Origin of the sequence: Helicobacter sp. MIT 01-3238 (genome assembly GCF_003364135.1) — a bacterium.
In the GTDB taxonomy this organism is placed as follows: Bacteria; Campylobacterota; Campylobacteria; order Campylobacterales; family Helicobacteraceae; genus Helicobacter_B.
In genome coordinates, this window is the sequence record NZ_NXLN01000010.1 from 23030 (window position 1) to 37954 (window position 14925).

At 40.7% G+C, this 14925-nt stretch carries 11 protein-coding genes and 1 pseudogene; 8 read left to right on the plus strand and 4 right to left on the minus strand.

Features of this window, described 5'->3' with window-relative positions; genetic code table 11:
• Positions 1-15 precede the first annotated feature (15 nt).
• The gene (locus CQA40_RS04765; protein WP_115519781.1) at positions 16-1179 is read right to left on the minus strand and encodes a PLP-dependent aspartate aminotransferase family protein; all 1164 of its coding nucleotides are present in this window, start codon (positions 1177-1179) and stop codon (positions 16-18) included.
• A 238-nt stretch (positions 1180-1417) separates the two neighbouring features.
• Positions 1418-2242: a cysteine ABC transporter substrate-binding protein gene (locus CQA40_RS04770; RefSeq protein ID WP_115519818.1), complete on the minus strand. Its 825-nt coding sequence runs from the start codon at positions 2240-2242 to the stop codon at positions 1418-1420.
• A 367-nt stretch (positions 2243-2609) separates the two neighbouring features.
• Between CQA40_RS04770 and CQA40_RS04775 the strand changes: the two genes are divergently transcribed.
• The 7 genes from CQA40_RS04775 (at position 2610) to flhB (ending at position 10258) form a co-directional block, all read left to right on the plus strand.
• Positions 2610-3647, plus strand: coding sequence for a tRNA-dihydrouridine synthase (locus tag CQA40_RS04775; RefSeq protein WP_115519782.1), 1038 nt, complete (start codon positions 2610-2612; stop codon positions 3645-3647).
• Positions 3648-3657: 10 nt separating this feature from the next.
• A complete protein-coding gene (locus CQA40_RS04780; protein WP_181882836.1) occupies positions 3658-4983 on the plus strand; it encodes a hypothetical protein in 1326 nt (441 codons plus the stop codon).
• A gap of 340 nt (positions 4984-5323) precedes the next feature.
• The gene (locus CQA40_RS04785; RefSeq protein ID WP_115519784.1) at positions 5324-5809 is read left to right on the plus strand and encodes an HIT domain-containing protein; all 486 of its coding nucleotides are present in this window, start codon (positions 5324-5326) and stop codon (positions 5807-5809) included.
• Positions 5810-5898: 89 nt separating this feature from the next.
• The gene (locus CQA40_RS04790) at positions 5899-6756 is read left to right on the plus strand and encodes an ankyrin repeat domain-containing protein (protein ID WP_023927762.1); all 858 of its coding nucleotides are present in this window, start codon (positions 5899-5901) and stop codon (positions 6754-6756) included.
• A gap of 119 nt (positions 6757-6875) precedes the next feature.
• Positions 6876-8015, plus strand: coding sequence for an aminofutalosine synthase MqnE (gene mqnE, locus CQA40_RS04795; protein ID WP_115519785.1), 1140 nt, complete (start codon positions 6876-6878; stop codon positions 8013-8015).
• A 212-nt stretch (positions 8016-8227) separates the two neighbouring features.
• The gene (locus CQA40_RS04800) at positions 8228-9049 is read left to right on the plus strand and encodes a DUF1796 family putative cysteine peptidase (protein WP_115519786.1); all 822 of its coding nucleotides are present in this window, start codon (positions 8228-8230) and stop codon (positions 9047-9049) included.
• A 123-nt stretch (positions 9050-9172) separates the two neighbouring features.
• Positions 9173-10258 carry a flagellar biosynthesis protein FlhB gene (gene flhB / locus CQA40_RS04805; RefSeq protein ID WP_115519787.1) on the plus strand — a complete coding sequence of 362 codons (1086 nt, stop codon included), beginning with the start codon at positions 9173-9175 and terminating at the stop codon, positions 10256-10258.
• 489 nt (positions 10259-10747) lie between these two features.
• On the opposite strand, the pseudogene CQA40_RS04810 reads toward flhB, so the two are convergent.
• A pseudogene (locus CQA40_RS04810) lies at positions 10748-10921 on the minus strand (YraN family protein); the annotation flags it as partial.
• Positions 10922-11071: 150 nt separating this feature from the next.
• Between CQA40_RS04810 and CQA40_RS04815 the strand changes: the two are divergent.
• Positions 11072-11806, plus strand: coding sequence for a YebC/PmpR family DNA-binding transcriptional regulator (locus CQA40_RS04815; RefSeq protein WP_115519788.1), 735 nt, complete (start codon positions 11072-11074; stop codon positions 11804-11806).
• Between the two features lie 192 nt (positions 11807-11998).
• On the opposite strand, the gene CQA40_RS04820 is transcribed toward CQA40_RS04815, so the two are convergent.
• On the minus strand, positions 11999-14923 hold the full coding sequence (locus tag CQA40_RS04820; RefSeq protein WP_115519789.1) for a PD-(D/E)XK nuclease family protein: 2925 nt from the start codon (positions 14921-14923) through the stop codon (positions 11999-12001).
• Between the last annotated feature and the right edge of the window lie 2 nt (positions 14924-14925).

Consider the following 14925-nt stretch of genomic DNA (forward strand, 5'->3'; position numbering starts at 1 on the left):
AGATTTTTGTGTGATTTAGATTTTGCTTTTGTTTAGCGCGTTTTGTATATCCGCGATTAAATCATCGACATTTTCTATGCCTACTGATAAGCGGATAAGGCTTTCTTTTATGCCGACACTCTCTCTAATCTCCTTTGGGATAGAGGCGTGTGTCATACTTGCGGGGTGGCACAAAAGCGATTCTACACCACCTAGCGATTCTGCTAGTGGGATAAGAGCGCAGGATTGTAAAAATGTCTTAAAATCATAGCCACCTTTTAGCTCAAAACTTATCATTCCACCACCACAGCGTGCTTGGGATTCTTGGGTAGCTTTATCCCCGCTTGATTCTAGCAATGGATAATACACTTTTCCTATGGCAGGATTTTCTTCCAAGTATTGCGCGATTTTTAGCGCATTTTCACAATGTCGCTGCATTCTAACGCCCAAAGTCTTTATCCCTCGAATCAGTAAAAAACTATCAAATGGCGCAAGCACCGCACCGATAGAGTTTTGCAAAAATGCGATTCTCTCTCCTAGCTCTTTATCCCCAACCACCACGCAGCCCGCGACTATATCGCTATGCCCACCTAGATACTTAGTCGCAGAATGCACCACAATGTCCGCTCCAAGCTCTAGTGGCTTTTGCAAATACGGTGTCATAAAGGTATTATCCACTATCAATAAAACCTCGTGTTTTTTTGCGATTTTTGCCACGCTCTCTATGGAAGTAACGGTCATTAGAGGGTTTGCAGGGGTTTCTAAAAATAGTGCTTTTATGTGGTTTTTGCCTCCTTGCAAGCTAGATTCTAGTGCGTTTTCATCACGCATATCAATGATTTCATACTCTATGCCAAAACGCGCAAATACCTTATCTAGCACGCGGAATGTCCCACCATAGACATTGCTTGAGATTAGGATTTTATCCCCACGAGAAAAAAGGCTAAACACACAGCTACTAGCCGCCATACCAGAAGCAAAACCAAAGCCAGCTACCCCACCTTCTAGCTCGGCGATAAGTCGCTCTAGCGCACTTCTAGTGGGATTGCCCGTGCGCGAATACTCATAGCCTTTGTGCTTGCCTAGTGATTCTTGTGCATAAGTGGAAGTTTGATAAATAGGGAAATTTACCGCACCTGTGGTAGCATCTATGCACTCACCACCGTGGATTAGAAGTGTGTCTTGGTGAAGTTTTTTCATTTACAAAATCCTTATTTGTGTTTTTATATTCTTGGCTTTTTTATTATTGCAAGATTTTATGCTAGAAAATGGAGATAAAATCGCTTCAATCTAAGAAATAACCTAGTTTAGATTTAGCTTATGCAAGTGCTTTAATAAACCCAATAAAATTCTCAATTAAAATCTCTCATAAGCCCTGCTACGATTTCGTTGCGAGGCAATTTTTGATATTGCCCACGCAACAAAAAAATATCAACCCCTACTCAAACACCACATCGCTTGGCTTTATATCATCGCCAAATACAGGAGCAAGCGTTTGATTATATGCTTCGGTAAAAAATCCCTCTTTTGCCAAAATCTCCATTTGATTGTTTATCCACTCTAGTAGCTCTTTGTTGTCCTTTTTTACCGCAGGGGCGATTACATCATCTTCGCCTAGCTTTTTTATCCCCACTGCATAGCTAGGATTTTCTTTTGCCCAAGCAAAAAGTAGTGTGTTGTCGTGTGCGAGCGCATCGCCTCTGCCGTCTTTTAGCGCAGCAAAGGTTTCAGTATTTTGCTCAAATTTTAGTAGCTTGATTTCAGGGTGATTTTTTGTGAAATAAAAATCCGCTGTCGTGCCTTTATTTACGATTAGGACTTTGCCTGCTAGCTGTGATACATTGATGATTTTGCCCTCTTGGCTTACCACACCAAGCGCGACTTTCATATATGGAGTAGCAAAATCCACTTGTTGCGCTCTCTCTGGTGTTTTGGTATAGTTTGCCATCATTATATCGACTTTGTTTGAGCGCAAAAATTCTGCCCGATTTGCCGCCTCGACAAGCACAAAGTTCACACCCTCATCGCCACCTAGTAGCTCTCTGCCAAGTCGCTTAGCCACATACACATCAAAGCCTACATTCTGCCCTTGCTCATTTATGTAGCCAAATGGTGGTTTATCGCCAAATACGCCGATGATAAGCTCATTTTTTGCTTTTATGGATTCTAGTGTGCGTGCCTCATCGCCACAGCCACTTAATAGCGCACCTAGCCCTGCTATGCCAAGCACTGCTACAAATGTAGCGATGAAGCCCTTTGTCATACTTTTTGTTATTTTTGCTACGCCTTTTGTGGCGATTTTTGCTAGATTTTTCATTTGGTTTATCCTTTCAAATTGTGATTTTGTCAAGTTGAGATTTTGCTTTTATCTTTATGGATTTTGAGTAGTTTTAGATTTTCAAGCGCTGTTTTTGCTACCTTAAATTTGCCCAAAAGCACATAAAGCAAGTGTGCGATTATGTCATAAAATTGTTAAGCCTTTTTCATATTTGCACTAGATTTGTGCTAGATTCTCGCTTTTATGCTAGGATTTTACGCAGATTTTAGATTTCGTATAAATTTTGCTTACACAACGATGACTTTTAAGGCTTTTAGCAAAATCAAGGCTTTTTAGATTTTAAGGACAAAATATGCCCAAGATAAAAACACCACAAGAGCAAAAAGACATAATTTTTGAAAATCTATTATTTTTAGCTCCACTTGCAGGATATACAGATTTGCCATTTCGCAAGGTAGTCAAGCGATTTGGCGTAGATATTACCGTTAGTGAGATGATAAGCTCCCACGCCCTAGCGTTTAGTAGCGCAAAGACACTAAAAATGCTAGCCAAATCCCCCAATGAAACGCCCTTTTCTGTCCAAATCGCAGGCTCAAAACCCGAAGTGCTAAGCAAAGCCATAGAAGTGCTAAACAAGCAAAACGAAATAAACAAAAACCACATAGACATATTAGATTTTAACTGCGGCTGCCCAGCCCCCAAAGTCGCAAATCACGGCAATGGAAGCGGACTGCTAAAAAATCTAGACTTGCTTGTAAAATGCCTAAATCTCATTAGAGAGCGCACCAATGCCCGCTACACAAGTGTGAAAGTTCGGCTAGGATTTGACAAAAAGATTCCCCTAGAAATCGCAAACGCACTAAATGACGCAAATGTAGATTTTGTCGTAGTTCACGCCCGCACAAAAGCCGATGCTTACAAAAAGGAGCGAATAGACTACCAAGCCCTAGAAAATATGAAGCAGGTTTTGCGCCACCCACTAATCGCAAATGGTGAGATAGATTCTCCCAAAAAAGCGCAAGAAGTGCTAGATTTCACGGGTGCAAATGGCGTGATGATAGGGCGAGCCGCGCTAAAATCTCCGTGGATTTTTTGGCAGATAAAGCAAGGCAAGCGTAGCGATGAGCTACCAAATGTCATCAAACGCGAGATTGTGCTAGAGCATTTTGATGCGATGATTGATTTTTATGGCGAGCGCGGGGCGATAATGTTTCGCAAAAATCTGCACGCTTATGCCAAAGGCGAGGAGGGTGCGAGTGCTTTTAGAAATGTAGCAAACAACATAAGCGAGCCAAAATCTATGCGCGAAGCGATAGAGGAGTTTTTTGATGAATCGCGCATAAAGGCGGATTTTCAAGCCTTTGTAGAGCTAAACAAAAAGAGTGTGTAAAATGCGTGGAATGCAAAAAGTGTGCAAAGTAAGCAAAATAAGTGAAATAAGCAAAAAGTATGAGATAAGTAGTGTATCTTTTGCTTTGCTAGCTATGCTTGTAGGCATACAAATGCTACAAGCCGCACCAAATAGTGAATCAAAAACAACACGATACCCAAAACTAATAAAAGATGAAAAAACCACAAAAAGCAAAAATACCCGCCCTACCCGCAAAAATCTAAAAACCACACAAAAAACCGCGCAAGATTCCAAAGAATCCCAAAAAGAAACAAAACAAGAAGCCCAAAAAGACGCCCTAGCCCAAGACTCCATAGACAGAATCCAATACTACTCCCAAGACTATGAAGAATCGGACGAAAAAATACCCATCGAGCAAAAACCACCACGACTTATCGGGGATTTGCTCCGCTTGTATATAAGCAATGGTGTTGTAAGCTCTAGCTCCACTGCCACCCAAAACACCAACTCTATGAGTAAAGAAGTCGCCACCTGCCCAGCCCAGCTCTGTCGTGGCGACACCACAAGTGCAAGCTATCAAGGCGCACTAGGCAAAGGCTATGCCATAGAGATAGGCATAGAGCATTATTTTGATAGATTTGATATTCTTGGCATTCGATTATTTGGCGAAGTGAGTGCCAAAAATGGCGGGCTAGGCGAGCTAATCTCTAGCAGTCGCGATACAAGCACAAATAATGTCCCAAGTGGTGGGATTGACACCATAAACCCAAATCCAACCACCCCGACAAATGACAAATTTACATTTGCACAAACACCACTGCCTAGCAAAGACTTGCAAGGCACTCTTGCAAATAATGGCACATTTATGACTTTTGGCTTTGGTGGGGACATCATTGTAAATGCTCCGTTTGATTATTGGCTTCGCAAAGCAGTAAATGCCAAATCATCGTGGTGGAAAAATCGCATAGCATATCTAAAAATCGGTGGATTTTTTGGTGGTGGAGTGGAGTTTGGGCGATTTTCTCAAGGCGATAGTAGCGATAAATCGTGGCAAAACGAGCTAGCAGCACAAGGAAAAAGTAGCAATCTTTATGATGCGTTTTTTGCCTCTGGCAGTGGGGCGTTTTTGCGCTATGGAGTATCAGCATATATCACGCGATTTTTTCGAGTAAATTTTGGCTACAAGCACAATTTTTATAATATAGCAGCAGAGCGGTGGTATGGGTATAATGGACGAAATTGCACGATGAGTGGTAATACTTGTAATGCTGGCAATGTGCGCCAAAACGACCCCAAAAGCGAAACACTTTTTCGGCAAAAATATGTCATATCTCACGGCAATGAATGGTTTTTGAGCCTATCACTAAGTTTTTAGCCGCCAAATCCTCTGCATAGATTTTATACTTAGCCATTCCTTACTGCCACCAACAGCACTACTTACTTTCTTAATTAGCCTTGTTTTTGACTTTTTGCACTTTTTATTACACAAGATTCTTGTGCTTAGTTTTTTATGTTTGCTACTTAAGTCGTAGTGATTCATATAAAAAAATAAGGTAAAATCCTTGTTTTTGACTTTGGGATTTTCTAAACATCAAAAACTTTGGAATCTTAAAAATCTTGTTAGCTTCCTGCTAAATATTGCTAGCAAGATTTGGCAAAATCTTTAAAATTTTGCGCCAATGATTCCAACACAACCAAAACAAAGGATTCTCTAAATGCAGCAAATCTATGCACCTTGGCGAGCGAAGTATTTTGAAAACGAGGAAAAAGGTTGCCCATTTTGTGCTATCAGCCTAAACCCAAGCGATGATGAGGCAAATTTCGTTTTTTATCGCGATGAGCTGTGCTTTTGTGTGATGAATCGCTACCCATACACGCCCGCTCATTTTCTCATTATCCCCCACGAGCACCAAGCCTCGCCCACACAGATAGGCACACAAGAGTGGCTACACCTCCAAACGCTATCCCAAAAAGGTGTCGCACTTCTAGAGGAGTATGGCGCACAAGGCGTAAATATGGGGCTAAATATCCACAAAAGCGCAGGAGCTGGAATCCCCGAGCACTTACACATACACCTTATCCCTAGATATAGTGGCGATACCAATTTTTTCACTACTATTAGCGAGTGTAGGACTTTTGGCGTGGATTTCAAAGCTACTTTCCAAAAGATAAAATCCCTTAGCCATAAACACTTTGGTTAGTTTTTAGATTTTGTAAATTTTTAGAAAGAATCCCGATATGATAGATTATAGCATTTGTGTATAGACACATAATTTTAAGGAGAATCTAGATGGGAAATAATTTTTTTAGATTGTTTTTTGCCTTTGTGCTGTGTGGGGGGATTTTTAGCACTCTTAGTGCAAATCGCTATGATTATTTGCTATTTTCAAACAACTACGCTGATGTCCGCAAGGGAGTGGATTTGGGCGCAAATGTAAATAGCAGACTTCGAGGAAGCACGCCACTTTATGACGCTTCGCGCAAAAACAACACTGATATTTTATACCTCCTACTAAAGCGTGGGGCAAAAGTAAATGCTATCTCTCACGGGGAAACAGCACTGCACAAAGTCGTGCAGTTCAACAACCTAAACTTCACTCAAATCCTACTAAAAGCGGGGGCAAATCCAAATATTAGGGATTCTATTCGTGGCAATACCGCTTTGCACTACGCCGTAGCTTTGCGCAACTCGCAAATGATTTCGCTTCTTTTGAGCTATGGTGCTGACATCACTATCACAAATAGTGCTGGGGATACACCCGCAAGATATGTGCTCTCAAATGTAAGCGTGCCAAGTATGCAGGCGCAAAATAAGCATATTTTGCTTAGCACCACGCCATTTCGTGTGGGCTCTGGAAGTGTAAATATAATGGTGCAAAACCTCACAGAATCCTTTATCACTATCACTTATGGTGCGCTGTATATGAATGGAAATCTAATCTCTGAGCAAAGTTTCTCACGCAAGATTCCACCTCACTCAAGCGTAAGCGTGGGTAGCTTGCCCATCTCGCAGGATTCTTACGAAAATGTCTCTGTGAAGCGAAGTGGAATCGCTACGGTAAAATATGGATTTGGGCTTGAGTATGAGATTGAGGGGAAAGCGGGGAATTTCTACCAAAGCGCAAAAGCTCAAATGCAAGTGTGGTAAGCGCAAAAACTAAACACGACTAAACAAAAACACAAACAAATCAACCACAAGACAAAAAGCAAAACAACTAAAGCAGAAAAATAAGGCAAAGATTTAAGGCAAAAAAATAAGGAGAGTAAATGAGTGCGACAAACACCACAAACACTGCAAATATTTCAACCACTTCAGCAAATCCACTCACTATCTTAGAGCAAGTCCTAGCAGGGAAAGAATGCTCTGCAAGCGAGCTAGTGCGCTTGTATGAGTGCGATATTTTCACGCTTGGTGAGGCAGCAAACTCTATCCGTAAGCAAAAATACGCAAACAAAGTGTTTTTTAATATGAATCGCCATATAAATCCCACAAATATCTGCGCTGATGTGTGTAAGTTTTGCGCGTTTTCTGCAAGCAGGCGAAATCCAAATCCATATCAAATGACGATTGAAGAAGTAGTCGCCCAAACGGTCGCTTCACAATCCCGCGGGGCAAAAGAAGTGCATATCGTCTCTGCTCACAGCCCACATTATGCTTATGAATGGTATATGCAGTGCTTTAGCGAAGTCAAAAAAGCCGCACCAAAAATCCACCTAAAAGCAATGACTGCTGCGGAAGTGGATTTCCTTAGTCGTAGATTTGGTAAAGACTACCGAGCAGTGCTAGAAGATATGGCAAAAGCTGGTGTGGATTCTATGCCGGGAGGTGGGGCTGAAATCTTTGATGAAAAAATCCGCAAAAAGCTATGTAGTGGCAAAGTATCTAGCACGCGCTGGCTAGAAATCCACTCATATTGGCACTCACTTGGCAAAATGAGCAACGCCACAATGCTTTTTGGGCATATTGAGGAGCGAATCCACCGCATAGACCATATTTTAAGGCTTAGAGATACACAATGCGACACACAAATCGTAGAATCCAAAAAGGGCGGATTTAACGCATTTATCCCCTTACTCTATCAGCGCGAAAACAACTACCTAAACTTACCCCAACCACTTAGCGGACAAGAAATCCTAAAGACTTTATCTATCGCTAGAATCATTTTGCACAATATCCCACATATCAAGGCGTATTGGGCGACACTTGGGGCAAATCTCGCCCTTGTAGCCCAAGAATTTGGCGCAGATGATATGGATGGCACGATAGAAAACGAAAGCATACAATCCGCAGCAGGAGCAAAATCCAAAAAAGGCATAAGCAAAGAAATGATGATAGCACAGATAAAAGATGCGGGATTTGTCCCTGTGGAGCGCGATAGTCTCTACAATGAACTACAAAGTTACTAAGAATTTGCTTTAAGATTTTACGCAAGTTTTTATTTTTAAGTTTTTTTTGCGTAAGTTTTTTTTGTGATTTTCCCACGGCTTAAAATTTACATAAATATTCACAAAAACATTGCTTTATTGCCCTCTTTTATAGCCTTTCATCGCCTTTTATCGCCAAAGTGAATCAAAATCTAGCAAAATCATAAAACCACATAAAAATCTTAAGGAAAAATATGCGTTCATATCCGTTGTATTTAGAGTGTGCTTTGCGCTTAAGTCGGCTTTTTGCTATATTTTTTCCTAGCAAATCCTTGCGTGCAAAGGTGCGCAGCTTGCCTTTTGTGCTTGCTCATCGCGCTTTTTGTAGATTCCAAAAAGACACGATTCAAGCAGATATGTTTATCTCTCTAGGAGAAGCGTGCAAGCCAGCACTTCACTTGCGAAACTACGGGCTACGCAAGCTATCTTCCCCACTTGATTGGATGATGTGCTATGATTTAAATGAGGCATATCGCTGCTTTGAAGTGGGGTTTAGTGATTTTTTTGAAAAATGCTATGAGGAAAGTCAAAAAAGTGCTAAAGAACGATGGGTAGTCTCTACTAGCAACGCGGGTATGGTAAGTATCCACGCATTTCCCAAATCTATCCCACTAAATCAATATCTACCAACTTTTAGAAAAACTATGCAACGCCGTTTTGATAGACTAAAATCTAAGATTTTGGCTTGTGATTGTGTGGCGTTTGTCTGTGGGAGGAGAAATAGCATAGAAGAGCTAGCTGATTTTGGCAAAAAGATTAGCAAACTTTTTGAGAAAGAATCCAAAACGAGAGAGAGAGAGAGAGAGAGAGAGAGTAAGCCACGCATTATTATCATAAACATAAGGCACAAAGAAAATATCCCAAAAAATCAAATCACAAAAGAAGTGCTAGATTTTGGAGAAAATCTGCAAGTGGTGGAATTTATCTGTGATGATACTAGCATAAATGAGAAAAAATACTTTCTAGGCAATACTTTTGCGTGGCATACCGTGATGCTAAACCTTAGACTTTCATAGATTTTTATCTTTTGGTTAGATTTTACCCTTTGTGCTATAATCCTTTTTTGTAAAAACGCATTTTAGACACAAAATCTAAAAAAACAAAAAAACCCCTCACAACCAAAAATCTAAAGGCACAAAATGGCAGATGAGCAAGAAAAAACCGAAGCCCCCTCCCAGCACAAGCTATCCCGCGCAAAGCAAGAGGGCAATGTCGCCAAAAGTCCAGAAGTCAGCGGAGTGGTGGTTATGCTTGTGGGGCTTGGTGTGCTGTTTTTGCTATTTCCTTTTTGGCTTGACAAAATCAAAGGAATCTACACTTATGCCCTGCATTTCCCCCAGACAGGAAATGGCACAGATTTGACAAAAGCTGATGTTGTAAATATTTTTTGGAATCTAGTGAGTGTTACGGGCGTTATGCTGTTGCCTATATTTTTGGTGCTACTTGTGGCAAGTATTTTAGGCAATGTCGCACAATTTGGATTTTTGCTAAGTATCAAGGCGATTTATCCCAAATTTAGCAAGATAAATCCCATAAATGGTTTTAAGCGTATTTTTTCTTTGCACAATCTTGCAAATGGTGCGCTTATCACGCTAAAAGTGCTTGTGGCTTTGGGCGTTGGTGGCATTATATTGTTATTATTTTTGCACGAAATCGAGGGTGTAGCTCATCTTGGTGCGATAGAGCAAATTTTGTGGTGGCGCAACAAATGTTTGATTTTGATAGGCTCGATGATTGGGGTGTTTGCACTAATGGCAGCAGCTGATTATGCGCTTAAGCGCAGACAATACATAAAATCTTTAAAAATGAGCAAGCAAGAAGTCAAAGATGAGTTTATCCAGCACGAGGGAAATCCAGAAATAAAAGGCAGAATCCGCCAGCTTATGCGCAAAAACGCGATGAACAAAATGATGAGTGCGATTCCAAAAGCCCAAGTAGTCGTTACCAACCCTACGCATTACGCCGTAGCACTTGCATTTGATAGCCAAAAAGACCAAGCCCCGCGCGTAGTCGCAAAAGGCATAGACCACCTAGCTATCCGCATAAAAGATGTCGCTAGACAAAACGACATAGAAATCATCGAAAACCCACCTCTAGCACGAAGCCTCTACAAAGACGCACCACTAGATAGAGAAATCCCTAGAGAGTTTTTTGAAGTGGTAATCTCGGTGCTGATACAGGTAAATCGCTTGCGACTAACCAAAGGAAAAAAGCCACTATTTTAGATTTTGCGCTGAATTTTTATCGTATTTTGTTGCTTATGTATTTTGGCTTACATTTGATAAAAAGCTGATTTTATCGCCCTTTATCAAAACTGCCGAGACACAATAGGGCAAGGAATCTAAATCAATATTTTCTAATTCTCTGCGAAGTTTTGTGCTAGATTTTGTAGTGATTTTTGTAGCGGATTTTACTTCTTTTGTGCTTGCTTGGATTTTTTTGCTCGTATCCAAAAAATACGCTTCTATGCTTTGATAGATTTTGGATAGTTTTTTTTGTGTGATAGCATAAGCAGGTTCGGCTTTTGTATAGCTTTTTACCTCTATAAAGTGCAAGGTAGATTTTGAAGCAGTGGGATTGAGGAGAAAATCTTTTTTAGATTCTTTAGAATCTAGCTTGCGCCACAAATCCTCTTCACGCCCTAAAATCTCTTTGCACTCTAAAACTTCTTTGCGTTTCAAATCCTCGCAGGCTTCGCACTCATTGCCCTCATTTATATTGCTAGCTTCCAAAGCGATAATATCTATCTCGCCAAATCGTGAGTGAAAATTGCGCTCTAAAATAACAAAACCATTAGATTCTAGCCAAGCGCACGCTCTATCCTCGCCGATTTTGCCTTTTAGTGTGGATTTTGTGTGGCTAGGCTTAGTTGTTGTTGTGGTTGTCATTGCGGTTGTTTGATGATTTTGGGTGGTTGGTTTTGGTGGCGTTTTTGTCATCACGCGATTCCTGCGATATAAAGATTTTGGCTATAAAGTAGCAAAATCTAAGCCAATTTTTTCTATAATTTCAAAATCTATTTCACAAAGGAAAGCACAATGGGACGAGCGTTTGAATATCGGCGAGCGGCAAAAGAAAAGCGTTGGGATAAGATGAGCAAGGTGTTTCCAAAGCTCGCAAAAGTCATCACAATGGCGGCAAAAGAGGGTGGGGGCGACCCCGCTATGAATGCCAAGCTCCGCACCGCCATAGCCAACGCCAAAGCCCAAAATATGCCAAAAGACAATATCGATGCTGCGATTAAACGCGCAAGTGGCAAGGACGGGAGCTTTAGCGAGGTTACTTACGAGGGCAAGGCAAGCGGTGGCGTGCTGATTTTTATCGAATGCACTACGGATAATCCCACCCGCACGATTGCCAACATAAAAAGTTACTTCAACAAAACGCAAGGTGCGCAAATCGTCCCAAACGGCTCGCTAGAATTTATGTTTGCACGCAAAAGCGTGTTTGAGTTTGTCCTGCCAGAGGGCAAAAGCGCGGAGGAAATCGAGCTAGCCCTCATTGATTATGGGCTAGAGGAGCTAGAGAGGGCAGAAGAAAACGAAGATTCTGAATCTTCTAGCAAATACGCGGCTATCGGGGAATATAGCGATTTTGGGACTTTGAGCGAGGGGTTTGAGAAGCTAGGAATCCCCGTGCAAAAGGCTTCATTACAACGTATTCCAACAAGCCCTATTAGCCTAAGCGAGGAGCAAATCACCGAGCTAGAAAAACTCCTTGATAGAATCGAGGAAGATGACGATGTGCAAGCGGTTTATACGAATTTAAGCTAGTTTTTTTTTGCATTTTTGCTATTTTGCGATAGTTATTTTTTTTGCTTTGCATATTTTACAAATGATGCAGGTATGTGCAAAACAAGCACAAAATAACATACAGCCTCATTGCAAAATCTAATGACAAAATTGCTTTTCTAAGCTAGCAAGCGTTTTTTTTGCTGTAAGTGATTTTGCAAGATTTAGTTATTTTTAAGCGCGGTTGCATAGCCAGATATATGGGCAGTTTCGGCAAGTTTGTAGCTTGGAAGTAAGTGAAAAATTCACCTTGCCAACACTTTTGGCATTTATATCCTCTTTTTTACCCTCGCTTATACCTTTTTTCACACTATCTTCAAAACTTGCACTATCTTGCAAATCCACACTATCTTGTAAGCCTACACTATCTTGCAAAGCCTCCAAAATCATCTCTTTTGCCTTTTTAGCTTGATTTTCGTTTGGTAAAAAAAAAGGCTTTTGATTTTCGCGCAAAAAATACAGCCCCGCTTTCACAGCCTCAAAGTTTTTTGCTTGAGTGTCTTTTTCCACAGATTCTTTTGCTTGAGTATCTTTTCTATCTTGGTTTGCAATCTCACTGCTTATAGATTTTTCTAAACCCACAAAATCTTGCCCCAAAGCCTCCACACACTCTGTGCCCAAAAATCCTAAATATCCACTATCTAACAAACTTGATTCCACCAAAAGTTTATAAAAAGCAAGCTGAAAATTATAATACGCCTTATCAACCTTATCCCGCGAATACTTATAATCTAGTATCCAAATCCGCCCTTGCGCGTCCATATCAAGCCTATCAATCCTCCCTTTTAGCAAAAATCTTTTTCCATTATGAAGTAGGCTAGATTCTAGCTCACGCTCGCAATCTAGCACGCACAAGGCATTTTTGCCCGCACCCTGCGATAAAATCTCTTGTGAATCTTGGATTCTACTTGCTTCACTATCCCAAAATCCACGCATTTCTAGCACATTTATCTTGTATGCAAATCGCTCTTGCATTGTGATTTTGTGTTCTTGCGTGCTTTGTGCCCTTTTATCAAATCCCTCACCCAATCTCGCTTCAAATTCTTGCTTGATTTTTTCAAGTATTTCTGAACTTAGCGGTGTATTTTTGTATTTGCCAAAAGCAAGACAAAGCGCGTTATGAAGATTTGTGCCAATCTCCATAGATAGATTTTCCTCATCTTGTGGCTTAATTTTTAGCAAATATTTGAAGTAAAATTTACGCTTGCATTGGCAAAATGTCCACAAACTCGTAGGCGAAAATCTAAATCCATCCAAACTTCCAAAAATCCTAAAATCCTCTTTATTTGATAAATTTTTGCCTAGTAAATCCTCGCGTGGCAAAATGACTTCCTCATCGACAAAAGCAGGCAAAGATTGGCTAGGAAAAAGCGCGTAGAGTTCATCGCCATTTTGGCTTTTTATGTTTAGCTCATCTAGCAGGCTTGCCCTTGTCGTTTCGTCATTTTGCGTGTGGGATAGATACACAGCTTTGCGTGTATGCAAAAAAAGTGAGTAGTAATAATGCTTTTGGAGCTGTTCTCTATCTTTTAGTGTTGGCATACCTAGCTTTGAGCGCATAAAGGTGTTTAGAAACATATCGCTATCTTTGACTTTGGGGATAAAGTCATCATTACAATCAAGCACAAAAACATACTCAAAGCTAAGTCCGCGCGTTTCTAGCACTTCTATCACCCGCACTTTTCCACCGCTTGTGTCATTTTCTCGCAAAGAGTGCAAATCTTCTAAAAAAACCTCTACCACTTCTTGCCATTCTAGGGCGTTTATATAAGAAGCGATTTGGGTATATTGCAAAAGGATTTCTTGGATAGAGTTAGCGATATTTGGGGAAGTATCAGCATATATCCCGCTAGAATCTAGTATAGATTCTAGGGTATAAAGATTGGTATTTTGCTGTGAAATTTTTGTGCTATTTTTGGTGTCTAAAATAGTGCTGTTTTCGCTAGGGTTTGTTTTTTGATGTCCTGTATAAAGCAAGGATTCTAGTTTATCAAAAACGCCAAATTGCTCCTTGCCCATCGCGTAGTTTAGGTTTCGCGCTTCATCTAGCAGTTCAAAAAACCCGACAATATCACTGCTAGGTGTGATGATAGCTATTTGCTCGCCATCTACACCACTTGCTAGTAGCTCGCGCACTTTTTCTAGCACAAACGCACACTGCCCTATTCGTAGCTCAAAGCCAAATGCTTCAATGCTTGGCAAGGAAGCAAGAGGGGATTTTTGGATAATTTTGCAGGCAAGATTTTTAGGTGCGATACTTTGGCACTCAATCTTTTGGCAAGCAAGGCTCTCACTTGCTTGAATTTTTCTTGCCTGAATCTCACTTGCCTGAACCTCTATGGTGTAACTAAAGCCAGATTCTAGGCTACTAGGCTCTAGCATTTTGGCAATATAAGGGAAATGCAGGGCGTTGTATCTATCTAGCTTAAGATGAATGTATAGAGGCGTAAAAAGGGCTATTTGCTCCAAAATGTAGGATTCTAATGGGCTCAAAAATCCATCAATAAAAATCTCTATCCTATCAAAAGAGCGGATAAACTCGCTAATAATGACTATCTCATCTTTTTGTGGGACGCTAAAAAACCGCTCCTTTTGTAGCGCGCTCTCAAAGCGAGTGAAAATCTCCTCAATGATAGCCAAATGCTCGGTGAAATCCGCGTAAATATCGCTATTTGGAATATCGCTAAACTTGATATTGTGCTGCTTGATTTCATTAAACAAATACAGCAAAAAATCACTTCCCTCCAAGTAGCCCAAAAAACTTTTTTCAAACACCAAAAGATTTGTGATATTTGGCTTTTGCTCGATGATTTCACGCAAAATGCCTTGCAAAATGATAGTTTGGATTCTGTGATTTATGCGGGTTTTGTGCGGGATGGTGTAGGATTTTTTGAAAAACTCGCCAATGCTTAGTGCCTTTGGCATAAGCCCTTGTGGATGCTTGGAGTAAAAATCCATAATCAACCGTTGGGTAGAAAACACATATAGTGTGCTCTCTTGGAGTGTGCCTTTTGGTAGCGTATCGCTTTTTTGTGTATTTGTCGCGTTAGAGTTTTTTGCGTTAGTAGTTTTTGAGGGATTTTGCTCGCTTTTATTCATCT